The organism is Prauserella shujinwangii, from assembly GCF_003001955.1.
GTDB classification, from domain to species: domain Bacteria; phylum Actinomycetota; class Actinomycetes; order Mycobacteriales; family Pseudonocardiaceae; genus Qaidamihabitans; species Qaidamihabitans shujinwangii.
The window spans coordinates 26,161-52,865 of the sequence record NZ_PVNH01000005.1 but is presented as its reverse complement, the minus strand read 5'-3'; the positions used below and the strand labels follow the sequence as shown (position 1 = coordinate 52,865).

The window sequence follows — 26,705 nt, the reverse complement described above, 5'->3', positions numbered from 1 at the left end:
GTAGCAGGGGGTGCGCGCATGTCAGGCAACACCGACCTCGCCGGGAGCGTCCCCGGAGTGCCGAGTGCCAGGGACATCCAGGTCTCCCCCGACAACATCCTCGAGGTCGCCCGCGTCATCGACGAACAGGCCGGGCTGCTCGAGGAGAAGATCGCGGGTCACCTCGCCGCGCTCCGCATCCAGGCGCCCGCCTCCGACATCGTCTCCACCCACGCCATCGAAGGCTGGAACCACGTCGTCTCCGGCGGCGAGAACTCCTACGAGCACCGCGTCCGCGCCTACGTGCGCGGGTTGCGCGACCTCGCCGAGCAGCTGCGCGAGGCCAGTGAACGCTACGAGTTCAGCGACCGGGAGAAGGCGGAGAGCTTCGGGGACCGGCGTGTCGGCGAGAGCTGAGCACGCCGTGCTCGCGTGCGCCGCGCTCCTGCTGACGGCGTGCACCGCCGTCCAGCACGGCCGGGCTGGTGCCGACCCCGCCGCCTCGCCCGCCCCCGCCGGGCTGCCCGAGCGGCCCCACGAGCTGTCGCTGGCCGGCACCGATCCGTGTTCGCTGTTCACCGCGGCACAGCTGGACGAGCTCGGCGTCTCCGGCGAGCCGCGGCGCGCGGCCGAACAGCGGGACGGACCGACCTGCGCTCTCGAGGTCGACCGCACCGAGCCGTATCACAGCTACTACGTCGAGGTCATCACCACGGCCGATGTGCGCGCGTGGCTCGACGGCGACCGCGCGAACACCGGCCTCACCACCGAGCCGACCGAGGTCGAGGGCTTCCCGGCACTGACCCGCTACGCGCCCTCGGCGCCGCCGAGCGACTGCGAGACGTTCGTCGGCGTCGCGGAGGGGCAGACGCTGCGCACCCAGCTCTACCCGGTCACGCCGGACGCGTTCGGCCAGCGGCAGCTGTGCGACCTGTCGACGAAGGCGGCCACACTCGCCGTGCGGACCCTGCAGAAGACGAGGTAAGGACCCGGAATGGACAACCTCGACATCCCCGCTCTCGCCGAGCGGATCCGCGAGCACCGCTTCACCGGTTACACCGAGAACATGCTCGCCGACGAGATCGAGCGGTTCCGCGCCGGACCAGGCGCGTCCGGCATCGGTGACGCTGTCGACGCGCTCAAGGCCGTCGCCACCTCCCTCTCCGAGACCGACGAGACCCTGCGCGAGGAGCTGGCCAAGCTCGGTGTCGAGTGGCAGAGCGAGGCCGCCGAGCAGGCGGGCGCCGCGCTGACCGAGCACGCGCGGTTCTCCCGGGACGCCAACGACAAGGTGCTGGCCGCCGCACAGTTGATCTTCGCGCAGGGCGAGGCGTTCAACCGCACCCTGCACAAGCTGCCGGACCCGCAGACCCTGCGTGCCGGTGCGGGCGGCTACGACGCCGCCGACTCGGTGCTCGGCCTGCTCGGCTTCGAGACCGACCACGCCAGGAAGGTCGCCGCCGCGATGGAGGCCAAGCAGCAGGCGGTCGAGGCCCTCGACTCCTATGCCAGGGACTCCGGCGAGAACCTGTCCGGCACCGAGGAGCTCGGCCCGCCACAGGCCCTGCGGGCCACGATGGCGCCCCGGCTGCCCGAGGTCGTCGACGCGGGCGGCGGACCGGGCGACGTCACGATCGCCGCGGGCACCACCAGTGCGCAGGCGCCCACCGCCTCCCCCGCGTCCGCTCCGAGCCCGGGCCCCGTAGCGCCACCGGCGGCCGCCGGGCCCGCTCCTGTCGCGAGCGCCGCACCCGCTCCGATCGCACCGGCACCCGCGCCGAGCGCACCCGCCGCGGGCACGGGCAGCGCCGTCCCGGCCCCCGAACGCACGGCGCCGAGCGGCGTCACCGGCACGTCATCCGCGCCGGGAGGCACCGCCACCGGAGGAGGCCCCTCCGGCGGTTTCGCCGGCGCGTCACGCTCCGGCGGGCAGAGCGACCCGGCCGCGGGCCACCGGCCCGGGGCCGGGACCGCACCTCCCGCGGCACCCGGCACGTCCGGCGGCACGCCAGGCTCACCCACCGGCCCGGGCCCTGGTTCCGGTTCCGGAGCTGGATCCGGAACCGGCGGCCCCCGGCTCGGCGGCGTTCCGGGGAAGGTCGCCCCGCCCGGTGCGCCCGGCTCGGGTGCCCCCGGCGGCACGGCGGTGCCGCCCGCCGCGGGCATGGTCGGCAAGGTCGGTGTCCCGGGCGCCGGTGCGCCCGGCGACAACTCTCCCGAGCAGCACCTGGCCAAGGGCCGGTCCTCGGGAGCGGCGCCCCAGCCGGTGCCACCCGGCACGGGCACCGGCGGTGGCTCCTTCGCCACCTCGCCCCGGGGCGGTCTGACCGCCAACGACATCGGGGCGGGTGCGGCCGCACTGGGCGCCGGCGGGGTCGCCGGTGCGCTCAGCGGGGACGGCGAGCGCAGGGGCCGCGGCGTGGGCCGCAGCGCGCCGGGTGCCGCCCGCTCGCCGCACCAGCTGCCCATGGGGGAGCTGCCCGAGGAGGAGGCGAGGGCGCAGCGCAACTCCGAGCGGCTCAGCCCGCGCCGCGGGCCGCAGCAGGGCGGGCTGCTGGAGAAGGCAGCCGGGCAGGGCGACGGCGACCACGTCCGCCGCTTCGGGGTCGACGACAACGACCTGTTCACCGACGAGCGGCTGGTCTCGCCGGACGTCATCGGCGACGACGGCGTGGAAGGGCGCCGGTGACCGGATCCACGGCGGGCAGCGTGGTGCTGTCCCGGCTCGAGTTCGACATGCTCTGGGAGGCGGAGCGGCTGCCGCGCAGGCACGTCGCGCTCGACGTGCCGAGCCCCGGCGTCACCCACCGCGAGCGGGCCGAGCTGGTGGGGCAGGCATGGGAGTCGCTCGCGCACCGGGGGCTCGCGAGAGGGCGCAAGGCGTCCGGCGAGCTCGTCGACATGCTCAACCTGCTCGCCCACCCCAGGGTCGGCGTCGACCTGTGGGTGTGGACGGACCGGCAGATCTCCGGGCTGGCCGCGAGCACGGGCGGCCAGGCGCTGCTCGGCGTGCTCGACGGCGAGGAGGTGTGGTTGATCCCGGCGCGGGACACCGCGCTCGCCGAGTCGGCGGTGTCGGTGGCGGGCCAGGTCGCGGCGGGGGTCGGGCGGTCGGTGAGCGTGCCGCACGACCTCGCGACCGAGGCCGACGCCGAGGCGCACGGGGACGCCAAGGCGCTCGTCATCGCGCTCGAGGACCGTGGCGTGGAGTTGTGGCAGGCGCAGGAACTCGCCGGGATGCTGATGGGCTCGCTCGCGCGGGGTCAGTTCGGAGCGCAGCGGGCGACCCGGGACGGGCAGCTGCACCGGGCGGGCCGGGTGGTGGCCTACCACGACACGGATGCGGGCCGGTACCTCGTGGAGGTGCGGCCGGGTACGGACGGGCGCGACTGGCTGACCGTCGCGCCCGCGGACAACCAGCTGCTCGCGCAGCGCGTCTGGGAGCTGCTCGACGAGGTCTGAACCGCGCGGCGGCGGCCCGCGGACCGTACAGTGATCGCGGAACCGCCGCGGGGGCGAGCGACGTCGAACCGGCAGCAGGCACGAGGGGCGAAGGGGTGAAGCGGCCGTGCCCGTCTACGACGCGGACTCGATGAACATCACGGCGGCCGGTGTCGACCGGATCGCGGAGGACTTCCGCGCAGCGCGGGACCGGTTGCGCGGGCACGAGGGGGAGAACCCGTTCGGGGAGGTCGAGGACCGGGACGACCCCGAACAGGCGGCGGACGCGATCGGCTCCTTCGCCTCGGGCATGCGGGCGGAATTCGACGCCGCGACCCACCTGATGACGGCGGCGAGCTCGGCGCTGCGGGACGCGGTGCGGGCGATGAGTGAGGCCGACGCCGTGGCCGCGGACAACCTGACGCTGCGGGAAGTCTGATGACGGGCGCGGGCGTTCCGGCCGAATGGGCCGAGGTGGAGCGGAAGGCGGCGCGGGTCGACCGGGTGAACCCCGGTGCCATCCAGGATGTGGCGCGGCAGTTCGACGAGGCATCCCGCAACGCGGGCGACCACACGGCCGCGCTCACCAACGCCGCCGCGCCGCTGCGTGACGGCGGGGTCTGGGACGGCCCGGCGGCCGACGCGTTCTTCGACTACGTCGGCCGGGTCGCCGCCGCGGGCAACAAGGTCAAGGACAAACTGGACGAGGTGGCGACCGAACTGACCGGCCTGCAGCAGACGCTGGCGAACCTCAAGCGCCGGATCGAGAGCACGAAGGACGACGCCCGCGCGGCGATCGACCGCCGCAACGCCGAGGCGCAGAGCCAGGCCGACGCGGCCGAGGCCCGGATGAACGCGTTCCGCGAGGGCACGGCGGACACGCCGCCTTCGCCAACGGCGGGAGAGATCATCGCGGCCGCCGACGAGGACAACCGGCGCACGGCGCGGGACGCCGCCCGGCGCGTCGACGACCTGCTCCAGCAGGCGAACGACGCGATCAAGCGGGCGCAGCGGCTGATGAAGACCGAGGTCGGCGGAGGCTTCTCCCAGGTGGAGCCACCGGGTTCGGCGGAATCGCGGGTCGCCGCGACCGGGGGCATCCAGCACGACTCCGGCGGTGGCGGCGGTGGGTCCGGCGGCGGCGCGTCGGGTGGTTCGTCGGGTGGCGGGGCGTCCGGGGGCGGCGGGCTCGGCCCGAGCGGTGGCCCGCCGACGAGCGGCCCCCCGCCTGGCAACGTCGACCAGTGGATCCGCGAGGCGATCCGGATCCTGCGGGCGAACGGCATCCCGGTCACCGAGGAGAACATCGACGAGATCTGGACGATCATCGAGAAGGAGTCCGGCGGAGACCCCCACGCCATCAACAACTGGGACAGCAATGCCGCGAAGGGGACGCCGTCGAAGGGGCTGATGCAGTGCATCGACCCCACCTTCGAGGCCTACAAGCTGCCCGGCCACGACGACATCTACAACCCGGTGGACAACATCATCGCCGGGGTCCGGTACACGTTCGATCGCTACGGCGGCTTCGAGGGGCACCCGGGCCTGGCCTCGATGGCGGCGGGCGGCGGTTACCAGGGCTACTGAGTCGTGAGTGAGAAACGTGGTGAGAACGACGTTTCTCACTCACGACCGGGGCTGGGCCTACGCTGAGGCGCATGGTCGACTTCGCCACGTTCCCCGGCCCGTCGGCACGCGCCGACGTGGCGCCGTTCCACGTCATGGAGGTGCTGTCGGCCGCGCAGGCCCGCAGGCGCAGTCACGGTGACGTGATCGCGCTCTGCGCGGGCCAGCCCACGGCGGGCGCCCCACGGCCGGTGCTGGCGGCCGCCGAGAAGGCGCTGCACGGCGACCTCGGATACACCGTGCAACTTGGTATCCCCGAACTGCGCGAGGCCATCGCCGGGCACTACGAGCGCAGCTACGCGCTGGAGGTCGACCCGCAGGACGTCATCGTCACCACCGGTTCCTCCGGCGGTTTCCTGCTGTCCTTCCTCTCCGCGTTCGAGGCGGGCGACCGGGTGGCGATGGCGCGCCCCGGCTACCCCGCCTACCGCAACCTGCTGGCCGCGCTCGGTTGCGAGGTGGTGGAGTTCGCCACCGACGAGCGGACCCGGTTCCAGCCGACCACCGACCTGCTCGACGAGCTGGGCCCCATCAAGGGCCTCATCGTGGCCAGCCCCAGCAACCCGACCGGCACCGTGCTGCCGCCCGGTGAGCTCGCCGCGATCGCGGGCTGGTGCTCGTCCCACGGCGTGCAGCTGATCAGCGACGAGATCTACCACGGCATCTCCTACGAGGCCGACGTCGGCTGCGCGTGGCAGACGACCACCGAGGCACTCGTGCTCGGCTCGTTCTCGAAGTACTTCGCGATGACCGGCTGGCGGCTCGGCTGGATGCTGGTGCCACAGCGGCTGCACCGGGCGGTCGACGTGCTGACCGGCAACTTCAACATCTGCCCGCCCGCGCTGTCCCAGCAGGCCGCCGTCGCCGCGTTCACGCCGGAGTCCTACGCCGAGCTGGACGGACACGTGGCGCACTACCGGGAGAACCGGGACCTGTTGCTGACCGGGCTGCGCGACCTCGGGCTCACCAGGGTGGCCCCGGTGGACGGCGCGTTCTACGCCTACGTCGACGTCTCCGACCACACCGGCGACAGCCTCAGCTGGTGCCAGCGGCTGCTCGCGGACACGGGCGTGGCGATCACGCCGGGCATCGACTTCGACCCGGCCGATGGTGGCCGGTTCGTCCGGTTCTCCTTCGCGGGAGCCCGCGCGGACGTGGCCGAGGGGGTGCGGCGGCTCGGCGAGTGGCTGGGCTGAGCGTCCCTCGGGGGAACCCCGAATTCTCCCTGAACGTTGCCCGGGTGAGCCCCGGTGCGGCCGGAGGCGTGCCAACCTGGACGGGAGGCCATTCACTCGGGCTCACGCGCAACGAAGGAGTGCCATGTTCTGGAAGATCGTCGGCGGCCTGCTGCTGGCCTGGGTCGCGTTCATGGTCATCGGGTCGATCGTCGGATTCCTGGTCAAGGCGGTGTTCTGGATCGCCGTGATCGGTGGTGCGGTGTTCCTCGGCACGGCGGCCTACGGCGCCATCAAGGGCGGCAACAAGACCAAGCAGATCCGTCCGTAGCGACGCGGGATGTCGATCGTCATCGGGGTGCTGTCGCTCCTGTTGACGGTGGCCTTCCTCGGTGCGGCCGGGCTGCGGATCGCCGGGGCGAGGCAGATCCGGGCGACGGACGCGCGCCTCGGCGTGCCGCCACGGCTCGACCCCGTGATCGGGGCACTCGAACTGGCCGCCGTGGCCGGGTTGATCGCCGGGTTCTGGTTCCGGCCGCTCGCGCTCGCCGCGTCCGTCGGGTTGGTGCTGCTGATGATCGGGGCGGTGGCCTACCACCTGCGGGCGCGCGATCCCGCCGCGCTCACGGCGCCGGCAGCCACGCTGGGCGTGCTCGCCGTCGCCAACGCCGTCCTGCTCGGCCTCGCCTGACGTCGCCCAGCAGGCGGGGATCACCGTACGGGAAGGTGCCCAGGCCCGAGCCAGCGTTCGGCGCGCAGGCCCGCCGCCCTCGCGGCGTCCACATTGGACTGCCGATCGTCGAGGAAGAAGCAGTCACCGGGATCCACGCCGAGCCGGGCCACGAGCAGATCGAAGATCTCCCTGTCCGGCTTGGCGATCCCCGCGTCGCCGGAGAACAACAGCTCCCGGAAGTGCCGCGACCACGGCTGCCGTTCCGCGAACCGGGCGAACGACACGGGCGCGTTGGACAGCAGCGCCAGGGCCGCGCCCGCCTCGGCGAGGCCCTCCAGCACCGCGAGCGTGGCCGGCTCGACCCGCGACCAGCCCGCGATGTCCATCGCCGTCAGGTCCGCCGAGGTGCTCTCGTCGACGGAGACACCGACGCTGTCCCCGATCGCGCGCCAGTACTCCAGGTCGCTCGCACCCCGGTCGTAGGCATCGCGGTGCCGCCAGTACGCGGGCTCGAACTCCTCGGCCGCCACGCCGAGACGGGCGGCGAGGCCGGGGATCGCCGTGGTGCGCGAGCAGATCACCTCGCCGTAGTCGAACACCACCCAGTGCCCGCTCACCGGCTCGCCGCCTTGATGCGCCCGAGCGCGTCCTCGATGTCGGAGTGGGCGAGGTCCCGGTGCGTCACGAAGCGCACCCTGCCCGCCATCGGCAGCACCAGCACCCCGAGGCCGTTCAGCCAGTCCAGGGTGAGCGTGACGTCCGGGACGGTCGCCAGCACGATGTTGGTCTCCGGTTCGGCGACCTCCCAGCCGAGGTCCCTCAGCCCGGCCGCGAGCGTGCGGGCCTTGGCGTGGTCGTCGGCGAGGTCACCGACGCGGTCGAGCGCGAGCAGGCACGCGGCGGCGAGCACCCCACCCTGCCGGACGCCGCCGCCGAGCATCTGGCGCATCCGCCTGGCCTCCTCGACGAACTCCTCGCTGCCCGCGAGGACCGAGCCGACCGGCGCGCCGAGGCCCTTGCTGAAGCACGCGGACACGGAGTCCGCCCCCACGGTGAGGGCGGCGGGCGGCAGGTCGAGCGCGGCGGCGGCGTGCCACAGCCGCGCCCCGTCGAGGTGGACGCCGAGGCCGCACTCCCGCGCCGTCGCGACGAGCCGGGCGTGCTCGTCCGGCGGCGTCACGGCTCCGCCCGCCGCGTTGTGGGTGTTCTCCAGGCAGAGCAGCGTGGTGCGCAGGACGTAGTACGGCCCGGTGCGGGTGCCCGCGGCCGTGCGAACCGCCTGCGGTGACGGCCGCCCCGGCCCGGCGTCGTGTGCCAGCGGTTCCGGCATGCCGCCCGCGAGCCACGCGGCCGAACCGAGCTCGTTGACCAGCACGTGCGCGCCCTGCGTGGCCAGGAACCGGTCGCCGCGGCGCAGGTGCAGGCTCAGCGCGACGACGTTGGCCATGGTGCCGCTCGGCGTCCAGAGGGCGGCCGGCATGCCCAGGGTCTCGGCGGCTCTCTCCTCGAGCTTCCTTATCGTCGGGTCGGTGTCGATGACGTTGTCGCCGACCTCGGCTCCGGCCATCGCGGAACGCATCGCTTCGTCCGGCCGCGTGACGGTGTCGGAGCGGAAGTCGATGGGAGTCGAGAAGGTCACTGTCCGATCACATCACACGCATTGTTGATCTCACAACGGGTGCGGCGGGCGTGAACTCGGCCCCGGGGCGTGCAACCGTGGAGGGCATCCGTTCCGTCTCCCCACCGACAACCGCACACGACCGGAGAACCGACCGCGTGGACCACCGCGAGGAGCAGGAGTTCACGGAGTACTTCGCCGCGAAGCGGGACTCCGTGCGTCGCACCGCGTACATGCTCTGCGGTGACTGGCATCGCGCCGACGACCTCGCGCAGACGGCGTTCGTCGCCCTGCACCGGCGCTGGCGCAAGATCCGTGACCGCGCCGCGACCGACGCGTACCTGCGCAAGACGCTGGTCAGGGCCGTCATCGACGAGTCGAGGCGGCCGTGGCGGCGGGAACGGCAGTCCGCCGACCTGCCCGACCCGCCGCAGGACGGCGACGGGCTGGCCGACCGCGTGGCCACCCGGGAGGAACTGCTGGCCGGGTTGCGACAGGTGCCGCCGAAGCAGCGCGCGGTGCTGGTCCTGCGGTACTTCGAGGGCCTCGACGTGCCCGGCGTGGCACGGGTGCTCGGGTGCAGCGAGGGCAACGTGAAGAGCCAGACGGCGCGTGGCCTGGCGAAGCTGCGGGACGTGCTGGGTGAGGAGGTGGAGACGCATGGATGAGCGCGAGCTGGAGACCCTTTTCCGGGAGGCGCCGGGGGATCCGCCGCCCGCGCGGTTCACGGCCGCGGACATCGCCGGCGCGTCCCACCGCGCGACCGTGCGGCGCCGGTCCGCGATCGCGGCGGCGAGTGCCGCGTTCGTGGTAATCGTGGGGGGAGTGGGTGTGGCGACCACCGCGCTGAACGACACGGGGAGTGATCAGACGACCGCGGGCGCCCCCGCTCTGGGTGAAGCCGAGCGTGGACAGGCCGGCCTGGGGCAACCCGGAAACGAGTCGGGGCGTCTTCCCAACGCACAAGGCTTCCCGGACGCCTCGCCCAAGCAGGGGGGCGACGCGACCGGGGAGAACGGCCCTCGGGCCGAAGGCACCTCCGGGTGCGACAAGGTCGACCGGGAGCTCGCCATCGCCCTCGCTGGCGAGCTCCCGGTCACCGCAGACGCGGCCGGGCCCGGCTTCCTCTGTCCGGCGGGCACGCGCTCCGCGGGGTTCCGGCTCGACGATGGCACCGTGACGGCCGTGCTCGCGCCGCCGGGGAAGGCGGTCCAGCTGCCGGAACTGCCCGACGGCGCGCGGGTCGCGGAGGCCGCGACGGCCGGTGGCGGGACCGTGCTCGTCATCAGCGTTCCCGGCGGGCCCCCGGCGGCCGCCCCCCATGCCGGTGAGCTCTCCGCCATCGCCGCCGCGCTGGCCGAGCGGCTGTGAGCGGGATGGCAGACTCTGCCGCCATGACATCCGCAGCCAGCACGCCGAAGGGCGAGCGCAGGCGGGCCGCGCTCGTCACCGCCGCGGCCGAGCTGCTCGTCGAGGGCGGGTTCGACGCGGTCCGGCACCGGGCCGTCGCCGACCGGGCCGGGCTGCCGCTGGCCTCCACCACGTACTACTTCGACTCGCTCGACGACCTCGTCTACGCCGCGATGGAGCACTACGGCCGCTCCGAGCTGGCCAGGGGCCGTGCGCAGCTGGAGCGGCTGTCCACCGAGCAGCGCGGGGTGGACACGCTCGTGGAGCTGGTGCTGGACCAGCTGCTCGGCGAGGACCCCGCCTACGATGCCGTGCTCCTGCGCTACGAGCGGCTGGTGGCCACCGGCCGGCGGCCGCACCTGCGTCCGCTGATGCGCACGCTCGCCGGTGAGCTGCGGGAGCTGCTGACGGAGATCTTCGCCAGGTCCGGAGTGGAGATCGGGCCCTGGCGGCTGGAGCAGCTCATCGCGCTGGTCGACGGCGCCGTGGTGAACGCGCTCATCGAGGTGGACCCCGATCCCAGGGCCGCCGCCGCGCGGATGCTGCGAGCCGCGCTGAGTTGATCGAGTACGCCACCGGATAGCCTGGCCGGGTGAGCGACAAGCCCGGCATCCCGAACGTACTCGCGGCCCGCTACGCGTCCACGGAGCTGGTGACGCTGTGGTCGCCGGAGAACAAGGTGCGGCTGGAGCGCGAGCTGTGGCTGGCCGTGCTGCGGGCGCAGGCCGAGCTGGGCGTCGAGGTGCCGGACGGCGTCATCGCCGACTACGAGCGGGTGCTCGACCAGGTGGACCTCGACTCGATCGCCCGGCGCGAGCGCGTCACCAGGCACGACGTGAAGGCGCGGATCGAGGAGTTCAACGCGCTGGCCGGGCACGAGCACGTGCACAAGGGCATGACGTCGCGCGACCTCACCGAGAACGTCGAGCAGCTGCAGGTGCGGCGCTCGCTGGAGCTGATCCGCAGCCGGACCGTCGCGGTGCTGGCGCGGCTGGGGGCGCTGGCCACGGAGCACGCGGACCTCGTGCTGGCCGGGCGGTCGCACAACGTGGCCGCGCAGGCCACGACGCTGGGCAAGCGGTTCGCCACCGCCGCCGACGAGCTGCTGGTGGCCTACGAGCGGCTGGACCAGCTCATCGACCGGTTCCCGCTGCGCGGGATCAAGGGCCCGGTCGGCACGGCGCAGGACATGCTGGACCTGCTCGGCGACGAGCGGAAGCTGGCGGACCTCGAATCGAGGGTGGCCGAGCACCTGGGGTTCGCCAGGGTGTTCACCAGCGTCGGGCAGGTGTACCCCCGCTCGCTCGACTTCGACGTGCTGTCCACGGTCGTGCAGCTCGCGGCGGCACCGTCCAGCCTGGCCACGACCATCCGCCTGATGGCGGGCCACGAGCTGGTCACCGAGGGCTTCCAGCCCGGTCAGGTGGGCTCGTCGGCGATGCCGCACAAGATGAACACGCGTTCGTGCGAGCGGGTCAACGGGCTCGCGGTGGTGCTGCGCGGGTACCTCTCCATGATCGGCGAGCTGGCGGGCGACCAGTGGAACGAGGGCGACGTGTCGGACTCGGTGGTGCGCAGGGTGGCGCTGCCGGACGCCTTCTTCGCGCTCGACGGCCTGCTGGAGACGTTCCTGACCGTGCTGGGCGAGTTCGGCGCGTACCCGGCCGTGGTGGACCGGGAGCTGGCGCGGTACCTGCCGTTCCTCGCGACCACGAAGGTGCTGATGGCCGCCGTCCGGGCCGGGGTCGGCAGGGAGACCGCGCACGAGGCCATCAAGGAGAACGCCGTCGCGGTGGCACTAGCCATGCGCGAGCAGGGGCAGGCGGAGAACGACCTGCTCGACCGGCTCGCCGCGGACGAGCGGCTGCCGCTCGACCGGGAGCGGCTGGCCGACCTGCTCGCCGACCGGCTGTCGTTCACCGGCACGGCCGCGCACCAGGTGGAGGCTGTGGTGGCGCGTATCGAAGGGGTGCTCAAGCGGTTCCCCGACGCCGCCGACTACATCCCCCAGCCGATCCTGTAACCCATGGCACACGTCGCGGAGCTGGTGACGTACCCGGTCAAGGGCTGTGCCGGGACGCGGCTGGAGCGGGCGGAGCTGACTCCGGCCGGGCTGGAACACGACCGCACGTTCACGGTGGTCGGCGAGGACGGTGTGTTCCGCAGCCAGCGGCGCCATCCCGCGCTCGCCGCGGTCCGGCCCTCGGTCGTCGGCGGCGGCGAGCGGCTGGTGCTGGCCGCGCCGGGACACGGCGAGCTGGAGATGCCGGTGGCGGCCGAGGGCCGCAGGCTCGACGTGTCCGTCTTCACCTGGCGCGGCAAGGGAGTCGACCAGGGGGACGAGGTCGCGGCGTGGTTCTCCGACGTGCTCGGGGCGCCGTCGCGGCTGGTGCGGGTCGCTCCCGAACACGAGCGCGTGAGCAGCGGCGAGACGCCGGGGACGACCGGGTTCGCCGATGGGCACGCGGTGCTGGTGACCTCGCACGAGTCACTGGACCTGCTCAACGAGCGGATCGCCGGTGCCGGTGGTGAGCCGGTGCCGATGGCCAGGTTCCGGCCGAACGTCGTGGTCGGTGGCTGGGGCGAGCCGCACGCCGAGGACCGGGTTCGGCGGATGCGCGTCGGCGACGCCGAACTGGGGTACGCCAAGGTGTGCGTTCGCTGTACCGTGCCGATGGTCGACCAGGAGACCGGGCGGAAGGCGGGGCCCGAGCCGATCCGCACGCTGGCCGGTTACCGGCGCTCCCCGGAGGGCGGGGTGACCTTCGGGATGAAGGCCGCTGTGGTGCGCCCCGGCCGCGTCGGGGTCGGGGACGAGGTGGAGGTGGAGACGTGGGTGGCGTCCCTCACGTGAGGCCTCGTTCGTCGTCCAGACTCTGGGAACGGCTGGAACCGCCGGGTCCGGTCTGCCACGATCGTGATCGTGGAGCCGCGGGAATCGATCGCTGGGGCCGCGCTCGTGCAGCGCAGGCACGTCGATCTGCTGCGCGTGAACTCGGCGCTGTGCCGTCCCCGCTGACCTGGCCGCCCGGATCCACTCGCCGCCGCTGTCGCTCGACGGCCGCCCGACGCCCGAGGTTGTAGATGGAAACCCTCCTGCTGTTCGGCCTCGCCGGCCTGCTCGCCCAGCTGGTGGACGGCAGCCTGGGCATGGGCTACGGCGCCACCTCCACCACGGCGCTCGTGGCCTTCGGCACCGCACCGGCGATCGCGTCGGCCTCGGTGCACCTCGCGAAGGTGGGGGCCTCGCTGGCTTCCGGCGTTTCGCACTGGAAGTTCCGCAACGTCGACTGGCGCACGGTCGGGATCCTGGCGGTGCCGGGCGCGCTGGGCGCCATCGTGGGCGCGACGCTGCTCGTGTCGCTGTCCACCGGGTTCGCGTCCGTGCTGATCAGCAGCATCCTGTTCCTGCTCGGACTGTACGTGCTGATCCGGTTCGCGTTCCTCAAGCTCGGCAAGCTGATCACCGACAAGCGGCCCGGTGGGCGGTTCCTCGGGCCGCTCGGGCTGGTCGCCGGTTTCGTCGACGCCACGGGTGGTGGCGGTTGGGGGCCCGTGGCCACCACCACGCTGCTGTCCAGCGGCCGGCTGGAGCCGCGCAAGGTCGTCGGCTCGGTCAGCGCGGCGGAGTTCGTGGTGTCGGTGGCCGCGAGCATCGCGTTCTTCTTCGCGCTGGCGCGGGAGGACGGGATGAACTTCCTCGTCGTGGCCGGGCTGCTGATCGGTGGTGTGGTCGCGGCTCCGTTCGCGGCGTGGCTGGTGCGGCTGCTGCCGCCCCGCGTGCTCGGCGCCGCGGCGGGGGGCATGATCGTGCTCACCAACGCCTGGCTGCTGATGCGCGTCGCGGGGGCCGGGTCCGCGGTGTTCGCCACGGTCTACGCCGGGCTCGTGCTGCTGTGGATCGCCGGGCTGGTCGCGTCGGTGCGCTCGGTGCTGGCCGAGAAGCGGATGAACGCGCTCGTGGGCGAGGACTCGCCGCGGGAGAAGGCTCGCCAGGCCACACGCGGCTGACCGGCCGACTAGGGTTGTGCCGTGACGACGCTCGCCGACTACCCCAAGATCGCGTCCGGCAAGGTGCGGGAGCTCTACGAGGTGGACGCCGAGCACCTGCTGCTGGTGACCTCGGACCGGATCTCCGCCTTCGACTTCGTGCTCGACACGCCGATCCCCGACAAGGGACGCGTGCTGACGGCGATGAGCGTGTTCTGGTTCGAGTTGCTCGGCGACGTCCTGCCCCACCACCTGGTGGCCTTCGACGACGAGCGCATCCCCGCCGAGGTGCGCGGCCGGGCGCTGCTGGTGCGCAGGCTGGGCATGCTGCCGGTCGAGTGCGTCGCGCGGGGATACCTGGCCGGCTCGGGCTACGCCGACTACGTGCGCACGGGGTCCGTGTGCGGGGAGCGGCTGCCCGAGGGACTTTCCGAGTCCGCGCCGTTGCCGGAGCCGATCTTCACCCCGGCGACGAAGGCGGACCTGGGCGCGCACGACGAGAACGTGAGCTTCGCCGACGTGGTCGCGACGGTCGGCGCGGAGCGGGCGGCCGAGCTGCGGGACGCGACGCTGCGGCTGTACCGGCGGGGTGCCGGGCACGCCCGCGAGCGGGGCATCCTGCTGGCCGACACGAAGTTCGAGTTCGGCGTCGACAAGGCGGGCGACCTGGTGCTCGCGGACGAGGTGCTGACGCCCGACTCATCCCGGTACTGGCCCGCCGAGGGCTACCAGCCGGGCAGGCCGCAGCCCTCGTTCGACAAGCAGTACGTCCGGGACTGGCTGACCAGCTCCGAGTCGGGCTGGGACCGGGCGTCCGACACGCCGCCGCCCCCGCTGCCCGAGCACGTGGTGGCGGCGACCAGGGACCGGTACGTGGAGGCCTACGAGCGCATCACCGGCCGTTCGCTCGCCGACTGGCCCGCCCCCGCTCGTGAGTGAAGAACGTCGTTCTCACCACGTTCTTCACTCACGAGGCACGCGCACGTCAACGCGACGTCATCCGGCTCGTGCCTACTGAGAGGCGTGGACGCACGACTGCTGGTGTCGCTGTCCGGGATCGGCCCCCGGACCCTGCACCGCTGCGCGGACCTGGCGGGTGAGCTGGACCGGCGCGGGGTGCCGCTGTCGCTGCTGTTCACACCGAGCGCCGGGGACGGATTCCCGCACGTGGCCGAGTGGCTGCGGGAGCGGGTCCGGCGGGGCGGCGCGGTGCTGTTGCACGGTTACGACCAGCGGGTGCGCGCGGAGTTCGCGTCGCTGCCCGCGCACGAGGCGCGGCTGCGGCTGATCGCGGCCACCGCCGCGGTCGAACGGGCCGGGCTGCGCACCGACGCCTTCGCGCCGCCGCGCTGGCGGGTTTCCCGGGGCACGCTGGAGGCGCTGCGGCAGCACGGGTTCGCGGTCTGCGCGGACCTGTCCACCGTGCGCGACCTGCGCACCGGAGACGTGGCCAGGGCGCGGGTGCAGGGCTTCGGCAGCCAGGGCAGGCTGCCCGAGACGCCCCGCTGCTTCGCGCTCGTCCTGGCCGCCGCGCGGGCGGCGCGCCGCGGCGGCCTGGTGCGGCTCGGGGTGGACGCGGCCGACCTCGCCCGCCCCGGACGGCGGCAGGCCTTCCTCGACGCGGTCGACGTGGCGCTGGAACACGGCGCCTCGGGGGCCACCTACTCCGCGCTCACAGGTCGGCGGGCTCGCCTCGCGGCAGCACCCTGACCTCGGTCCCGTCCGGGGCGAGGTTGCTGAACAGGCCGTAGTGCATCTCCGGGTAGGCGAGCACGGCCTCGTGGATGGGCACCGCGATCCGGGGTGAGACGGCGCGGAGGAAGTCCACGGCCTCACCGGCCTTGAGCCAGGGGGCGCCGGTCGGCAGGCCCAGGACGTCGATCCGCTGGTCGGGGACGAAGAACGAGTCGCCGGGGTGGTAGAAGGCCCCGTGGTCGAACACGAAGCCGACGTTGGGCACGATCGGCACGGCGGCGTGGATCGTGGCGTGCTGGCCGCCGACGACGTGCACGACGGTGTCGCCGAACCGCAGGGCGTCGCCGGGTTGCGCGGTGCGGGAGCCGAGGCCCAGCTTCTCGACGGTCTCGGCCGAGCCGGGGTCGGTGACGAGCTGCGCGTCCGGGTTGGCCCGGAGCAGGCCGGGCAGCTTCTCGGAGTCGATGTGGTCGAAGTGCTGGTGCGTGATCAGCACGGCGTCGAGCCCACGTTCCGACTCGAATCCCGAGGAGAAGGCGCCGGGATCGACGAGTATCCGGGTGTCCCGGGTCTCCAGCAGTACACAGGAATGTCCGAAGTGGACTACGCGCATCGCTCTCTCCCGTTGGTCCTGACTCCCGCACACTACGCGTGCAGCAGTCCGTCACCAAGGGTGCGCGGCGCCGGACTGTGCGATCCTGACCTCAGGAACCAGGTAGTTGGCAGCCTGCCAGTAAGCGTCGTACGCTGGGGGCAAGCCGAGGCCAATGGAGGCGTGCCATGACGACCGTGCAAGCTCCGCGATCCGGCGCCGCGAAGTCCGGCGTCGAGACGTTCGACTCGCTCGACCCGGCGACCGACGAGGTGGTCGGGACCTACCCCGTGCACACGGCCGAGGACGTCGAGGCGGCCGTGGCCAGGGCCCGCGAGGCCGCCCGCTGGTGGGACTCCCTCGGCTTCGAGGGTCGCGCCGAGCGTCTGCGCAGGTGGAAGGGCATCGTGGCGCGGCGGCTGTCCGAGCTGTGCGACGTCGTGAGCAAGGAGACCGGCAAGCCGACCGGCGACGCCCAGCTCGAGGCCGTGCTCGCCATCGAGCACATCGCCTGGGCCGCCAAGCACGCGCGCAAGGTGCTCGGCAGGCAGCGGCGCTCGCCGGGCCTCCTGTTGTCCAACCAGGCGGCGACCGTCGAGTACCAGCCGCTCGGCGTGGTCGGCGTGATCGGCCCGTGGAACTACCCGGTCTTCACGCCGCTCGGTTCGATCAGCTACGCGCTCGCGGCGGGCAACGCCGTGGTGTTCAAGCCCAGCGAGTACACGCCCGGCGTCGGCAAATGGCTCGTCGACGCCTTCGCCGAGGCGGTGCCCGAGCAGCCGGTGCTCCAGCTCGTCACCGGGTACGGCGCGACCGGTGCCGCGCTCACGAAGTCCGGCGTCGACAAGATCGCCTTCACCGGGTCGACCGCCACCGGCAAGAAGATCATGGCCGCGGCGGCCGAGACGCTGACGCCGGTGGTCATCGAGGCGGGCGGCAAGGACCCCGTGCTCGTCGACGCCGACGCCGACCTGGACGCCGCCGCCGAGGCGACGGTGTGGGGCGCCTTCTCCAACTCCGGCCAGACCTGCGTGGGTGTCGAGCGGGTCTACGTGCACGAGCGGGTGTACGACGAGTTCGTGGCCAAGGTCGTCGAGCGGGCCGGGACCGTCCGTGCGGGGACCGGCGAGGGAGCCCACTACGGCCCGATGACCATGCCCGCGCAGCTGGACGTCGTGCGCAGGCACATCGCCGACGCGCTCGCCCGCGGCGGCCGGGCGCTGGTCGGCGGGGCGGACGCCGTCGGCGACCGCTACGTCGAGCCGACCGTGCTCGTCGACGTGCCCGAGGACTCGCTGGCCGTGCGGGAGGAGACCTTCGGTCCCACCGTCACGATCGCCAAGGTGCGGGACATGGACGAGGCCGTGGCGAAGGCCAACGACTCCTGCTACGGCCTCGGCTCCACCGTGTTCGCCAAGCGGCGCGGGATGGAGCTGGCCCGCAGGCTGCGGACCGGGCAGACGGCCATCAACGCCCCGCTGTCGTTCGCCGGGATCGCGTCGCTGCCCTTCGGTGGCGTCGGAGACTCCGGGTTCGGCCGCATCCACGGCCCCGAGGGGCTGCGGGAGTTCGCCAGGGCGAAGGCGATCGCGCGGCAGCGCTTCACCGCGCCGCTCGCGCTCACCACGTTCGCCAGGACCAAGAAGACCGAGGAGATGGTCACCAAGCTCATCAGGAGGCTGCACGGCCGTTCCTGACCCTCGCGGTGGTCATGAGTGGCTCGTTCCTGACGACATTCGTCGGTAACGAGCCACTCATGACATTGCTGAGGGTGATCACCATTGATCCACACTGGGCCGATCCGGCGAATCGTTCCGTCGGCGCGCAACGTGCGGGAACAGCAGGACGTCCTCCGGCTGTACGAACCCTGTGAAGTCGACGTAGGGGCCGAGGGGTGTCGGGGGCTCCTCGGCCCCTACGAGTATCCTGAGAGGGCATCGACCTGCACAAATGAGGGAGCAGCCAGTCGTGGCCCGAGTAGTCGTCGACGTCATGCCCAAGCCCGAGATCCTCGACCCCCAAGGCCAAGCCGTCGCCGGCGCGCTCCCGCGCCTCGGTTTCCAGGGCATCCGCGAGGTGCGTCAGGGCAAGCACTTCGAGCTGGAGGTCGACGACTCCGTCGACGACGAGACGCTCGCCAAGATCGCGGAGGGCCTGCTGGCCAACCCGGTCATCGAGGACTGGACCGTGCGGAGGATCGAGCAGTGACCGCCCGGATCGGGGTCATCACCTTCCCCGGCACGCTCGACGACGTCGACGCCGCCCGCGCGGTGCGTTACTCGGGGGCCGAGCCGGTGGACCTCTGGCACGCCGACGCCGACCTCAAGGGCGTCGACGCCGTGATCGTGCCCGGTGGCTTCTCCTACGGCGACTACCTGCGCTGCGGCGCGATCGCCCGGTTCGCCCCCGTGATGACCCCCGTGCTGGAGGCCGCGGGCAAGGGCATGCCGGTGCTCGGCATCTGCAACGGCTTCCAGATCCTCTGCGAGGCCGGGCTGCTGCCGGGTGCGCTCGTGCGCAACGACAAGCTGCACTTCGTGTGCCGCGACCAGTGGCTGCGCGTGGAGAACAACACCACCGCGTGGACCACCCGCTACGACGCGGGCGCGGAGATCCTGATCCCGCTCAAGTCCGGCGAGGGCGGCTACATGGCCGACCAGCCCACGCTGGACACGCTGGAGGGCGAGGGGCGCGTCGTCGTCCGCTACGTGGGCGGCAACCCCAACGGCTCGCGCAACGACATCGCGGGCATCTGCAGCCCGAACGGCCGGGTCGTCGGGCTGATGCCGCATCCGGAGCACGCGATCGACGCCCTCACCGGCCCTTCCGACGACGGCCTCGGCATGTTCTACTCCGCCCTCGACGCGCTCACGGCCGCCATCGCCTCGTGAGTGGGGAACGTGGTGAGAACCACGTTCCCCACTCACGAGGTCACTGCTCCGGGAGTGTGATGCTCTCGGCGTGCGCGCAGGCGCGGGCCAGACGGTGGTCGGTGGTCAGCAGCGGCGCGTGCAGCCGGGCCGCGAGTTCGACGTAGAGCGCATCGGCCAGCCGCAGGTCCGCCCGGCGTGCCCAGGCTCCCGGCGCGAGTTCGATGACCGCGTGCCGGGTGAGGGGTGCGGCCGTCAGTGCGCCCAGCCCGCCTTCGACGTCAGCAGTGCTCAGTTCACCCGCGCGGTGCAGCCGTCCCAGTGCGGACAGCACTTCCGCGTCCAGGTGCGCCGGTGCGTGCATCACGGTTCCGGCCAACCGGGTCCTGGCCGGCGCGGCGTGGTGGGTGCCCGCGAGCATGTCCACCATCGTCGAGGCGTCGACCACCACGAGTTCGCCGGTACGGTCAGGCACCCGACTCCCCGGCGCACTCGTCCCTGGCCTCGTCGAGCGCGTCCAGTGCTGCCCGGTGCGAGACAGTGCCGCGCGGTTCCGGGAGTGCGGCGAGCCAGGCATCCGTCGCCCTCCGCTGCAAGGCGTCCGCGATGGCAGCCTGCGCCAGCGCGGAGACGTTCAGCTCAGCCGACTTCGCCCGTTCGGCGAGCTCATCCGGGAGGTACACGTTCAACCTGGCCATACACACAGTATACACACATCGCTGCTCCGGTGGACTCGGTCGTCCGCTCACGAACTGGCCCGTACGAGTGCCGCGTAGGGACCGTCCCTGGCCAGCAGCTCCGCGTGGCTGCCGAGCTCGGTGATCCGCCCGTCCTCCAGGACCGCCACCCGGTCGGCGCTCGCCGCCGTGTGCAGCCGGTGCGCGATCGCGACCACCGTCCGCCCGGCGAGCACCCTGGCCAGCGTCCGCTCCAGGTCCCGCGCCGACGTCACGTCCAGCAGCGACGTCGCCTCGTCGAGCACCAGCGTGTGCGGGTCGGCGAGCACCACCCTGGCCAGTGCGAGCTGCTGCGCCACCGCCGCGGGCACGGCGTGCTCACCCGCGGCCAGCCGGGTGTCCAGGCCTTCCGGCAGCGCCGCGGCCCAGTCCCGCGCGCCCACCGCGGCGAGCGCGTCCAGCAGCTCCCGGTCGGAGTAGTCGCCGCCGCCCGGCCGCGCGGGCAGGGTCAGGTTCTCCCGCAACGTCCCGGCGAACACGTGCTGTTCCTGCGTGAGCAGCAGCACCTCGCCCCGGAGCACGTCGTCCGGCAGCGCCGAGACCTCCGCCCCGCCGATGGTCACCGACCCGGCGTCCGGTGCCGCGATCCCGGCCAGCAGCCTGCCCAGGGTCGACTTGCCCGCACCGGAAGGGCCCACGACGGCCAGCCGCTCCCCGCGGGGGATGCGCAGGTCGATGCCGTGCAGCACCTCCCGGCCCGCCGTGTACCCGTAGCGGACATCGCGCACCTCGATGTCCTGGTCACGCGGCGCGGGCACGGGCGGGCGCGGCACCGCGGGGGTGCGCACGCCCAGCACCCGCCGCAGCGCCGTGCCCGCCACGGCCAGGTCCTCCACCCACCACAGCAGCTCGTCCAGCGGCGCCGCCAGCGCCTGCACGTACAGCACCATCGTGGTGATCGTGCCCAGCTCGACCCAGCCCCGCGTGTAGCAGAACCCGCCGAGCAGCACCAGCACCGCGACCGGCAGCGCGTGCGACAGCTCCAGCCACGGGACCCAGCGCGCCTGGAGTCCGCGCAGCTCCCGCTCCCCGCCCAGGGCGGACTGCAGCTCCTGCTCGCCCCTGGCGATCCGGCGGCCGGTCAGCCCCAGTGCCTCGGCGGTCCGGGCGCCCTCGGCCGTCTCGTGCGTCGCCGACTGCACCCCGGACCACCGCTCCAGCATCCGCTCGATGGTCGCGGGCGAGCGGCGCCAGTACCAGCGGGTCGGCACCAGCACCGGCAGCGCCGCCAGCAGCGCCAGCGCGAGCACCGGCGAGGTGAGCACCATCGCGACCACGGTCAGCACGACCGTGGTCGCGGCGATCAGCATCTCCGGTGCCGCGCGCCGCACGGCGAGGTCCACCCGCTGCACATCGGACGTCGCTCTGGTCAGCAGGTCACCCGTGCCCGCGGCCTCCACCGTGCCGAGCGGCAGCCGCAGTGCGGCCGTGACGAAGTCCTCCCTGGCGCGGGCGAGCACCCGCTCGCCGAGCAGACCCGCCCGCACCCGCGCCGCCCGCTTGAGCGACGCCTGGACCAGCAGGATGGCGCCGAACGACAGCGCGAGCACGTCGACACCGACCGTGCCCGAGCCCGTTGCCACCTCGTCGACCAGGTGCCCGAGCAGCTGCGGCCCGGCGAGGCCCGCGCCGGCCGCGAGGCCGAACAGGCCCGTCACCAGCAGGAAGTCCCGCCGGTTCGCGTGCCAGGTGGTGCGGGCCCACGCGCGGACGTCCCACCGCGTCGCGAGCGGAAGTCTCAGTTGCACGGCGCGCGCACCACCTCGTCGGCCACCGCCGCCCACAGCGGGCTCTGGCTGAACACCACGGTCGTCCTTCCCCTCCGCAGCGCGGCCACGCGCTCGGTGATCCGTGCCTCGGTGTGCGCGTCGACCGCGGAGGTGGGCTCGTCGAGCAGGAGCACGTCGGCGTCCACGGCCAGCGCGCGGGCCAGGTTGAGCCGTTGCCGCTGCCCGCCGGAGACCTCGCGACCGCGTTCCCCGATGAGCTCGTCGAGCCCGGCGGGCAGCGCGTCGACGATGTCCGCGGCGTCGGCGGCCCACAACGCGTCCGCGACCGGCACGCCGCGCACCGGTGCCGGGGCGACCTCGTCGCCGAGGACCCCGGAGAACCACAGGTCCTGGTTGTGGGCGTACACGATCCGCGCGCGCAGCTCCGCCAGCGCCACCCGGTCGGCGGGGACGCCGGAGACCAGCACCCGCTGCCCCGGCGCGGTGTCGGTGAACCGGGCCAGCCGCATCGCGAGCGGTTCGGCCGCGGCTCCGGCGTCGACCACCACGAGCTTGCCCGCGACCGCGGTGAACCCGGTCTCGCTGTCGTGCAGCTCCAGCGGTCCCTCGGGCAAGGACAGCGGGACCTCCGGCTCGGCCAGCACCGGCCGCAGGGTGAGGATCCGGCTCGCCCTGCGGGCGGCGACCAGCGCCGAGGTCCACACCCCCGCGCTCTCCGTCGCGGTGCTCACCGGGATCACCAGGAAGGCCGAGGCGCCGTAGAACGCCACCAGCTCGCCGACGCTGATGGTCCCGGCCAGCGCGAGCCGCGCGCCGAGCCACGTGATCACCACCGTGACCAGGCCCGGTAGCAGCACCTCCGCGGCGACCAGCCACGACTCGCTTCTGGCGACCCCGATCCCGGCGCGGCGGACGCGCTCGTTGGCCGCCCGATAGCGGTCGAGGAACTGCCGCTCGCCGCCGACCCCGCGCAGGACACGCAGCCCGGACACGATGTCGGAACCCAGCGCGTTCAGGGCCGCCAGGTCCTCGCGCTGGGCGGCCTGCCGCCGCTGCAGCGGGGCGATGAGCGGGCCGATGCCCAGCACCGCGAGCGGAACGCCGACGAGCGACACCGCGCCCAGCAACGGCGAGTAGCCGACCAGCACGATGCCGACCGTGAGGAACGCCACGATCGCGCCGGTGAGCCTGCCGATCACCTCCAGCACGTTGCCCACCTTGTTGATGTCCGCCGACGAGACGGCCATCACCTCGCCCGTGGTCACGCGCTCGCGCGCCGCCGCCCCGAGCCGGGCGACGTGCCGGGTCACCAGCCGCTGGGTGGCGGAGGCACCGTGCATCCACAGGCCGTGCGCGAGGAACCCCAGCGTGGCGCCGAACACCGCCTGGACCAGGCCGATCGCCAGGATCGCGCCGGCAAGGCCGAGCAGCGCGCCGGTGTCGCCGCGGGCGATCCCGGCGTCCACCGCCTCGCCGACCACGAGCGGGAGCAGGGCGCCCGGCGTGAGCCAGAGGGCACCGGCCAGCGCCGCCCCCGCGGCGAGCCAGGGGCGGGTGCGCAGCAGCGCGAGCAGGTAGCCCACCGGGGTCGGCCGGTCGGGCACCCGCACGTCGGGAGCCGGATACGGCCGTGCGGACACGTCCGACGACGTTACGAGCGAGGGTCGGCGATGGCGACCGATTTTCCCCGGTCAGCGCCCTCTATCCTGGAAGGGTGGCAGCACCTCACGTGGACACCCCCGCCGTAGACACCACCGCACACGCACGAGAGACCCCCGAGGCGTCCCAGCCGTACCTGGAGCTGGGGCTGGCCGAGGACGAGTACGCGCGCATCCGCGAGATCCTCGGTCGCAGGCCCACCGACGCCGAGCTGGCGATGTACTCGGTGATGTGGAGCGAGCACTGCTCGTACAAGTCGTCGAAGCGGCATCTGGCCTACTTCGGCAAGACCACCACCGACGAGATGCGGGCCAAGATGCTGGCCGGTATCGGGGAGAACGCCGGTGTCGTCGACGTCGGCGACGGCTGGGCGGTCACGTTCAAGGTGGAGAGCCACAACCATCCGTCCTATGTGGAGCCTTACCAGGGTGCGGCGACCGGTGTCGGCGGCATCGTGCGTGACATCCTGGCGATGGGCGCCCGCCCGCTCGCCGTCGCCGACCCGCTGCGGTTCGGCCCCGCCGACGCGCCCGACACCCGCCGCGTGCTCCCCGGCGTGGTGGCCGGCATCGCTGGGTACGGCAACTGCCTCGGCCTGCCCAACGTCGGTGGTGAGGTGGTGTTCGACGAGAGCTACGCGGGCAATCCGCTGGTGAACGCCCTGTGCGTCGGCGCCATGCGCAAGGAGGACCTGCACCTCGCGCACGCCTCGGGCACCGGGAACAAGATCATCCTGTTCGGCGCGCGGACGGGCCTCGACGGCATCGGTGGCGTGTCCGTGCTCGCCAGCGACACCTTCTCCGGCGACGAGACCACCGGCGGCCGCAAGAAGCTGCCCAGCGTGCAGGTCGGCGACCCGTTCACCGAGAAGGTGCTCATCGAGTGCTGCCTCGAACTGTTCGGCAAGCGGCTCGTGGTGGGCATTCAGGACCTCGGGGGAGCGGGTCTTTCCTGTGCCACGTCCGAGCTCGCCGCCGCGGGCGACGGTGGCATGCGGGTCGAGCTCGACCGGGTTCCGTTACGCGCCAAGGGCATGACCCCAGCCGAGATCCTCTCCAGCGAATCGCAGGAGCGGATGTGCGCGGTCGTCCGACCGTCCGATGTGGACGACTTCATGAAGGTCTGTGCGAAGTGGGACGTCATCGCGACCGAGATCGGCGAGGTGACCGACGGCGACCACCTCGTCATCACCTGGCACGGCGAGACCGTCGTGGACGTGCCGCCCCGCACCGTGGCGCACCAGGGACCGGTGTACGACCGGCCGTACGCCCGGCCGGTCACCCAGGACGCGGTGCAGGCGGACACGCCTGACTCGCTGCCTCGTCCGTCCACTCCGGACGAACTGAGGGACACGCTGCTGCGGCTGGTCTCGTCGCCGAACCTGGCCTCGAAGGAGTGGGTGACTCAGCAGTACGACCGGTACGTGCGGGGCAACACGGTGCTCGCGCAACCGTCCGACTCCGGCGTGATCCGGATCGACGAGTCGACCGGTCGCGGGGTCGCCGTGTCGACCGACTGCAACAGCCGGTACGTGTTCCTCGACCCGTACCGGGGCACGCAGCTCGCGCTGGCCGAGGCGTACCGCAACGTCGCCACGAGCGGGGCCATGCCGCTCGCGGTGACCAACTGCCTGAACTTCGGCTCCCCCAAGGATCCCGGGGTGATGTGGCAGTTCGAGCGGGCGGTGCACGGGCTGGCCGACGGCTGCGCCCAGCTGGGCATCCCGGTCACCGGTGGCAACGTCAGCTTCTACAACCAGACCGGGGACACCGCGATCCTCCCGACACCCGTCGTCGGCGTGCTCGGCGTGATCGACGACGTGCGCCGCAGCATCCCCACCGGCATCGGTGCCGAGGCGGGCGAGACGCTGCTGCTGCTCGGCGAGACCCGCGCCGAGTTCGGCGGTTCGGCCTGGGCCCAGGTGGTGCACTCCCACCTCGGCGGGCTGCCACCCGAGGTGGACCTGGAGCGGGAGCGGCTGCTGGCCGAGATCCTCGTCGCGGGTTCGCGGGACGGCATGATCTCGGCCGCGCACGACGTGTCCGAGGGCGGGCTGGCCCAGACGCTCGTCGAGATGGCCCTCATCGGGCAGTGCGGCGCGCGGATCCTGCTCGATCCCGACGCGGACCCGTTCGTGCAGCTGTTCTCCGAGTCCGCGGGCCGCGTGGTGGTGGCCGTGCCACGCTCGGAGGAGTTGCGGTTCACGGAGATGTGCACGGCCCGTGGGCTTCCGTGGCGCAAGGCCGGGGTCGTGGACCCGGAGTCCGGGTCGCTGGAGATCCAGGGCGTCGCCGACTTCGACCTCGGTGAGCTCCGGCAGGCCTGGGAGGGCGCCCTTCCCGCGCTGTTCGAGGCGTAACCCTCCGGGCTCCCCAATGTGGCATTGGTGACACTGAGCGCACCGAATGCCGCACTGGTGGCGTTCAACGCCACGAATGTGGCATTGGGGAGCGTGTCACGTGGCCGGGGCGGTGAGCCTGGTGCGGCCGTCGGGCAGCTCCTCGGTTGTCCAGCCGTCCGGGAGGTCGGCGCCGCGATCCGGCTCGACGAGTGTGTCGTCCAGCGGCACCGCCTGGGGCCCCCGCGTCCAGCGCAGGTCGAGGTAGCCGTGGAAGCGGGCGTCGCGCAGGTCGGCGGTTCCCGGGAACGAGGTCTCGCCGAGCAGCGCGTCGCCGGCGAACACGGCGCCGCGGAAGCTCGTCTCGCCCGCGAACGTGGTGCCGGTGAAGTCGGCGATCGAGGTGAACCGTGCCTTGGCGAACCACGCCCGCTCGTGGAACACCGCGTTCCGGCACAGGAACCGCCCGGCCAGCCTGCCGTGGCCGGTGCGCGCCGAGGTGAACCACACCGGCCCGGTGAACTCGCACTCGCTCACGTTCGTGCTGCTGTGCAGGTAGGTGTAGCGCAGCACGACGGTGCCCAGCCTGCGCCCGGAGAGGTCGAGGTACTCCAGCGCGGCCCCGGTGAGGTCCAGGTCGTAGGACGGCGCTCCGGGCGTGCCCGCCTGGGGCAACAGGTCGACGACGAGCCGCTGCGCGGTGAGCCGCACCTGCAGCTCCCGCTCGCTCTCGCGGTCGGTGGCGTCGGGCTCGCCCTGGAACCGGGGATGGTGGAACGGCCTGCGCAGGTACGAGCACAGCACGTCGAGCACGGTCTGCGTGTACTCCGGCCTGCTCCTCGCCAGCCCGGCGAGCGCGTGCATCGCCCCCACGCGCACCTGGTCGGTGTCGTGCCCGAGCAGCTCGATCGACCGTGCGAACCGCTCGTCGGAGACCCGGCTGCTCTCCAGTTCGTGCCTGGCCTCCTCGATCCGGCGGCGACGGTCGTTCAGCCACAGCGCGTACAGCGCGATGACCGCTCCGCCGGCGAGGCCGCCCGTGCGCAGGGCGTCGCTGCGGCTGGTCCGTTCGTCGGCCAGCAGCCAGACGCTGATCGCGAGCAGGAGCAGCACCGAGCACAGGATGGTGCCGGTCAGCGGGGATCTCCAGGCGGGCCGCTCGCGTGTCACGG

At 73.0% G+C, this 26,705-nt stretch carries 30 protein-coding genes; 22 read left to right on the top strand and 8 right to left on the bottom strand.

Annotated elements, in window-relative coordinates:
• The first annotated feature begins 18 nt into the window (after window positions 1–18).
• The 9 genes from B0I33_RS12935 to B0I33_RS12895 all read left to right on the top strand — a co-directional run bounded on the left by B0I33_RS12935 (window position 19) and on the right by B0I33_RS12895 (window position 6,912).
• The gene (locus B0I33_RS12935) at window positions 19–396 is read left to right on the top strand and encodes a hypothetical protein (protein WP_106178994.1); all 378 of its coding nucleotides are present in this window, start codon (window positions 19–21) and stop codon (window positions 394–396) included.
• Window positions 380–964 (top strand): DUF3558 domain-containing protein, encoded by a 585-nt coding sequence (locus B0I33_RS12930; RefSeq protein ID WP_245900643.1) that lies wholly within the window; start codon window positions 380–382, stop codon window positions 962–964. The genes B0I33_RS12935 and B0I33_RS12930 overlap by 17 nt, the downstream gene beginning before the upstream one ends.
• A gap of 9 nt (window positions 965–973) precedes the next feature.
• The gene (locus B0I33_RS12925) at window positions 974–2,668 is read left to right on the top strand and encodes a PPE domain-containing protein (protein ID WP_106178993.1); all 1,695 of its coding nucleotides are present in this window, start codon (window positions 974–976) and stop codon (window positions 2,666–2,668) included.
• Window positions 2,665–3,441 (top strand): ESX secretion-associated protein EspG, encoded by a 777-nt coding sequence (locus B0I33_RS12920; protein WP_281259395.1) that lies wholly within the window; start codon window positions 2,665–2,667, stop codon window positions 3,439–3,441. Before B0I33_RS12925 ends, B0I33_RS12920 begins: the two co-directional genes overlap by 4 nt.
• Before the next feature lie 106 nt (window positions 3,442–3,547).
• Complete coding sequence (locus tag B0I33_RS12915; RefSeq protein WP_106178992.1) at window positions 3,548–3,859, top strand: hypothetical protein; 312 nt, start codon at window positions 3,548–3,550, stop codon at window positions 3,857–3,859.
• Window positions 3,859–5,007: a transglycosylase SLT domain-containing protein gene (locus B0I33_RS12910; protein ID WP_106178991.1), complete on the top strand. Its 1,149-nt coding sequence runs from the start codon at window positions 3,859–3,861 to the stop codon at window positions 5,005–5,007. Before B0I33_RS12915 ends, B0I33_RS12910 begins: the two co-directional genes overlap by 1 nt.
• Window positions 5,008–5,078: 71 nt before the next feature.
• Window positions 5,079–6,242 carry a pyridoxal phosphate-dependent aminotransferase gene (locus B0I33_RS12905; RefSeq protein WP_106178990.1) on the top strand — a complete coding sequence of 388 codons (1,164 nt, stop codon included), beginning with the start codon at window positions 5,079–5,081 and terminating at the stop codon, window positions 6,240–6,242.
• A 124-nt stretch (window positions 6,243–6,366) separates the two neighbouring features.
• A complete protein-coding gene (locus B0I33_RS12900) occupies window positions 6,367–6,552 on the top strand; it encodes a hypothetical protein (protein WP_106178989.1) in 186 nt (61 codons plus the stop codon).
• Between the two features lie 9 nt (window positions 6,553–6,561).
• The gene (locus tag B0I33_RS12895) at window positions 6,562–6,912 is read left to right on the top strand and encodes a DoxX family protein (protein WP_106178988.1); all 351 of its coding nucleotides are present in this window, start codon (window positions 6,562–6,564) and stop codon (window positions 6,910–6,912) included.
• A gap of 20 nt (window positions 6,913–6,932) precedes the next feature.
• On the opposite strand, the gene B0I33_RS12890 is transcribed toward B0I33_RS12895, so the two are convergent.
• Together B0I33_RS12890 and B0I33_RS12885 are read right to left on the bottom strand one after the other, a co-directional pair.
• Window positions 6,933–7,511 carry an HAD-IA family hydrolase gene (locus tag B0I33_RS12890; RefSeq protein WP_106178987.1) on the bottom strand — a complete coding sequence of 193 codons (579 nt, stop codon included), beginning with the start codon at window positions 7,509–7,511 and terminating at the stop codon, window positions 6,933–6,935.
• Window positions 7,508–8,533: a threonine aldolase family protein gene (locus B0I33_RS12885; RefSeq protein WP_106178986.1), complete on the bottom strand. Its 1,026-nt coding sequence runs from the start codon at window positions 8,531–8,533 to the stop codon at window positions 7,508–7,510. Before B0I33_RS12885 ends, B0I33_RS12890 begins: the two co-directional genes overlap by 4 nt.
• A 137-nt stretch (window positions 8,534–8,670) precedes the next feature.
• Between B0I33_RS12885 and B0I33_RS12880 the strand changes: the two genes are divergently transcribed.
• The 9 genes from B0I33_RS12880 to B0I33_RS12845 all read left to right on the top strand — a co-directional run bounded on the left by B0I33_RS12880 (window position 8,671) and on the right by B0I33_RS12845 (window position 15,622).
• Window positions 8,671–9,180 carry a SigE family RNA polymerase sigma factor gene (locus B0I33_RS12880; RefSeq protein ID WP_106178985.1) on the top strand — a complete coding sequence of 170 codons (510 nt, stop codon included), beginning with the start codon at window positions 8,671–8,673 and terminating at the stop codon, window positions 9,178–9,180.
• On the top strand, window positions 9,173–9,883 hold the full coding sequence (locus B0I33_RS12875) for a hypothetical protein (RefSeq protein ID WP_106178984.1): 711 nt from the start codon (window positions 9,173–9,175) through the stop codon (window positions 9,881–9,883). Before B0I33_RS12880 ends, B0I33_RS12875 begins: the two co-directional genes overlap by 8 nt.
• Before the next feature lie 23 nt (window positions 9,884–9,906).
• Entirely contained in the window at window positions 9,907–10,485 is a 579-nt protein-coding gene (locus B0I33_RS12870) for a TetR/AcrR family transcriptional regulator (protein ID WP_106178983.1), read from the top strand.
• Window positions 10,486–10,514: 29 nt separating this feature from the next.
• Window positions 10,515–11,945 carry an adenylosuccinate lyase gene (gene purB, locus B0I33_RS12865; protein ID WP_106178982.1) on the top strand — a complete coding sequence of 477 codons (1,431 nt, stop codon included), beginning with the start codon at window positions 10,515–10,517 and terminating at the stop codon, window positions 11,943–11,945.
• A 3-nt stretch (window positions 11,946–11,948) separates the two neighbouring features.
• Window positions 11,949–12,776: an MOSC domain-containing protein gene (locus B0I33_RS12860; RefSeq protein WP_106178981.1), complete on the top strand. Its 828-nt coding sequence runs from the start codon at window positions 11,949–11,951 to the stop codon at window positions 12,774–12,776.
• A 69-nt stretch (window positions 12,777–12,845) separates the two neighbouring features.
• A complete protein-coding gene (locus B0I33_RS30805; protein ID WP_342750059.1) occupies window positions 12,846–12,941 on the top strand; it encodes a putative leader peptide in 96 nt (31 codons plus the stop codon).
• 65 nt (window positions 12,942–13,006) lie between these two features.
• Window positions 13,007–13,933 (top strand): sulfite exporter TauE/SafE family protein, encoded by a 927-nt coding sequence (locus tag B0I33_RS12855; protein ID WP_106178980.1) that lies wholly within the window; start codon window positions 13,007–13,009, stop codon window positions 13,931–13,933.
• 21 nt (window positions 13,934–13,954) lie between these two features.
• Window positions 13,955–14,851 carry a phosphoribosylaminoimidazolesuccinocarboxamide synthase gene (locus B0I33_RS12850; protein WP_106178979.1) on the top strand — a complete coding sequence of 299 codons (897 nt, stop codon included), beginning with the start codon at window positions 13,955–13,957 and terminating at the stop codon, window positions 14,849–14,851.
• An 84-nt stretch (window positions 14,852–14,935) separates the two neighbouring features.
• Complete coding sequence (locus B0I33_RS12845; RefSeq protein ID WP_245900641.1) at window positions 14,936–15,622, top strand: DUF2334 domain-containing protein; 687 nt, start codon at window positions 14,936–14,938, stop codon at window positions 15,620–15,622.
• On the opposite strand, the gene B0I33_RS12840 is transcribed toward B0I33_RS12845, so the two are convergent.
• Window positions 15,585–16,220: an MBL fold metallo-hydrolase gene (locus B0I33_RS12840; RefSeq protein WP_106178978.1), complete on the bottom strand. Its 636-nt coding sequence runs from the start codon at window positions 16,218–16,220 to the stop codon at window positions 15,585–15,587. The genes B0I33_RS12845 and B0I33_RS12840 overlap by 38 nt on opposite strands.
• A 167-nt stretch (window positions 16,221–16,387) precedes the next feature.
• Here B0I33_RS12840 and B0I33_RS12835 point away from each other — a divergent pair, with 167 nt between their 5' ends.
• From B0I33_RS12835 to purQ, 3 genes are all read left to right on the top strand, one after another.
• The gene (locus B0I33_RS12835) at window positions 16,388–17,896 is read left to right on the top strand and encodes an aldehyde dehydrogenase family protein (protein ID WP_106178977.1); all 1,509 of its coding nucleotides are present in this window, start codon (window positions 16,388–16,390) and stop codon (window positions 17,894–17,896) included.
• Window positions 17,897–18,167: 271 nt separating this feature from the next.
• A complete protein-coding gene (gene purS / locus B0I33_RS12830) occupies window positions 18,168–18,407 on the top strand; it encodes a phosphoribosylformylglycinamidine synthase subunit PurS (RefSeq protein ID WP_106178976.1) in 240 nt (79 codons plus the stop codon).
• On the top strand, window positions 18,404–19,090 hold the full coding sequence (purQ, locus tag B0I33_RS12825) for a phosphoribosylformylglycinamidine synthase subunit PurQ (protein WP_106178975.1): 687 nt from the start codon (window positions 18,404–18,406) through the stop codon (window positions 19,088–19,090). The genes purS and purQ overlap by 4 nt, the downstream gene beginning before the upstream one ends.
• Before the next feature lie 40 nt (window positions 19,091–19,130).
• On the opposite strand, the gene B0I33_RS12820 is transcribed toward purQ, so the two are convergent.
• The 4 genes from B0I33_RS12820 to B0I33_RS12805 are packed head-to-tail and all read right to left on the bottom strand — an operon-like array spanning window position 19,131 to window position 23,176.
• Complete coding sequence (locus B0I33_RS12820; RefSeq protein WP_245900639.1) at window positions 19,131–19,544, bottom strand: type II toxin-antitoxin system VapC family toxin; 414 nt, start codon at window positions 19,542–19,544, stop codon at window positions 19,131–19,133.
• Complete coding sequence (locus B0I33_RS12815) at window positions 19,537–19,767, bottom strand: type II toxin-antitoxin system CcdA family antitoxin (RefSeq protein WP_106178973.1); 231 nt, start codon at window positions 19,765–19,767, stop codon at window positions 19,537–19,539. Before B0I33_RS12815 ends, B0I33_RS12820 begins: the two co-directional genes overlap by 8 nt.
• Before the next feature lie 47 nt (window positions 19,768–19,814).
• Window positions 19,815–21,554: an ABC transporter ATP-binding protein gene (locus tag B0I33_RS12810; protein WP_106179411.1), complete on the bottom strand. Its 1,740-nt coding sequence runs from the start codon at window positions 21,552–21,554 to the stop codon at window positions 19,815–19,817.
• A complete protein-coding gene (locus B0I33_RS12805; RefSeq protein WP_106178972.1) occupies window positions 21,545–23,176 on the bottom strand; it encodes an ABC transporter transmembrane domain-containing protein in 1,632 nt (543 codons plus the stop codon). The genes B0I33_RS12810 and B0I33_RS12805 overlap by 10 nt, the downstream gene beginning before the upstream one ends.
• Window positions 23,177–23,265: 89 nt before the next feature.
• On the opposite strand from B0I33_RS12805, the gene purL reads away from it, so the two are divergent.
• Complete coding sequence (gene purL, locus B0I33_RS12800; protein ID WP_106178971.1) at window positions 23,266–25,554, top strand: phosphoribosylformylglycinamidine synthase subunit PurL; 2,289 nt, start codon at window positions 23,266–23,268, stop codon at window positions 25,552–25,554.
• 96 nt (window positions 25,555–25,650) lie between these two features.
• Here the strand turns inward: purL and B0I33_RS12795 are convergent, their stop codons facing one another.
• Window positions 25,651–26,703, bottom strand: coding sequence for a pentapeptide repeat-containing protein (locus B0I33_RS12795; RefSeq protein WP_106178970.1), 1,053 nt, complete (start codon window positions 26,701–26,703; stop codon window positions 25,651–25,653).
• Window positions 26,704–26,705: the final 2 nt, after the last annotated feature.

What these genes read in the sequence shown, in the direction of transcription:
- B0I33_RS12935 (WP_106178994.1), top strand. Translation starts at nt 19, where the DNA reads ATGTCAGGCAACACCGACCTCGCCGGGAGCGTCCCCGGAGTGCCGAGT.
- B0I33_RS12925 (WP_106178993.1), top strand. Translation starts at nt 974, where the DNA reads ATGGACAACCTCGACATCCCCGCTCTCGCCGAGCGGATCCGCGAGCAC.
- B0I33_RS12910 (WP_106178991.1), top strand. Translation starts at nt 3,859, where the DNA reads ATGACGGGCGCGGGCGTTCCGGCCGAATGGGCCGAGGTGGAGCGGAAG.
- B0I33_RS12905 (WP_106178990.1), top strand. Translation starts at nt 5,079, where the DNA reads ATGGTCGACTTCGCCACGTTCCCCGGCCCGTCGGCACGCGCCGACGTG.
- B0I33_RS12900 (WP_106178989.1), top strand. Translation starts at nt 6,367, where the DNA reads ATGTTCTGGAAGATCGTCGGCGGCCTGCTGCTGGCCTGGGTCGCGTTC.
- B0I33_RS12895 (WP_106178988.1), top strand. Translation starts at nt 6,562, where the DNA reads ATGTCGATCGTCATCGGGGTGCTGTCGCTCCTGTTGACGGTGGCCTTC.
- B0I33_RS12875 (WP_106178984.1), top strand. Translation starts at nt 9,173, where the DNA reads ATGGATGAGCGCGAGCTGGAGACCCTTTTCCGGGAGGCGCCGGGGGAT.
- B0I33_RS12870 (WP_106178983.1), top strand. Translation starts at nt 9,907, where the DNA reads ATGACATCCGCAGCCAGCACGCCGAAGGGCGAGCGCAGGCGGGCCGCG.
- B0I33_RS12860 (WP_106178981.1), top strand. Translation starts at nt 11,949, where the DNA reads ATGGCACACGTCGCGGAGCTGGTGACGTACCCGGTCAAGGGCTGTGCC.
- B0I33_RS12855 (WP_106178980.1), top strand. Translation starts at nt 13,007, where the DNA reads ATGGAAACCCTCCTGCTGTTCGGCCTCGCCGGCCTGCTCGCCCAGCTG.
- B0I33_RS12840 (WP_106178978.1), bottom strand. Translation starts at nt 16,220, where the DNA reads ATGCGCGTAGTCCACTTCGGACATTCCTGTGTACTGCTGGAGACCCGG.
- B0I33_RS12835 (WP_106178977.1), top strand. Translation starts at nt 16,388, where the DNA reads ATGACGACCGTGCAAGCTCCGCGATCCGGCGCCGCGAAGTCCGGCGTC.
- B0I33_RS12815 (WP_106178973.1), bottom strand. Translation starts at nt 19,767, where the DNA reads ATGGCCAGGTTGAACGTGTACCTCCCGGATGAGCTCGCCGAACGGGCG.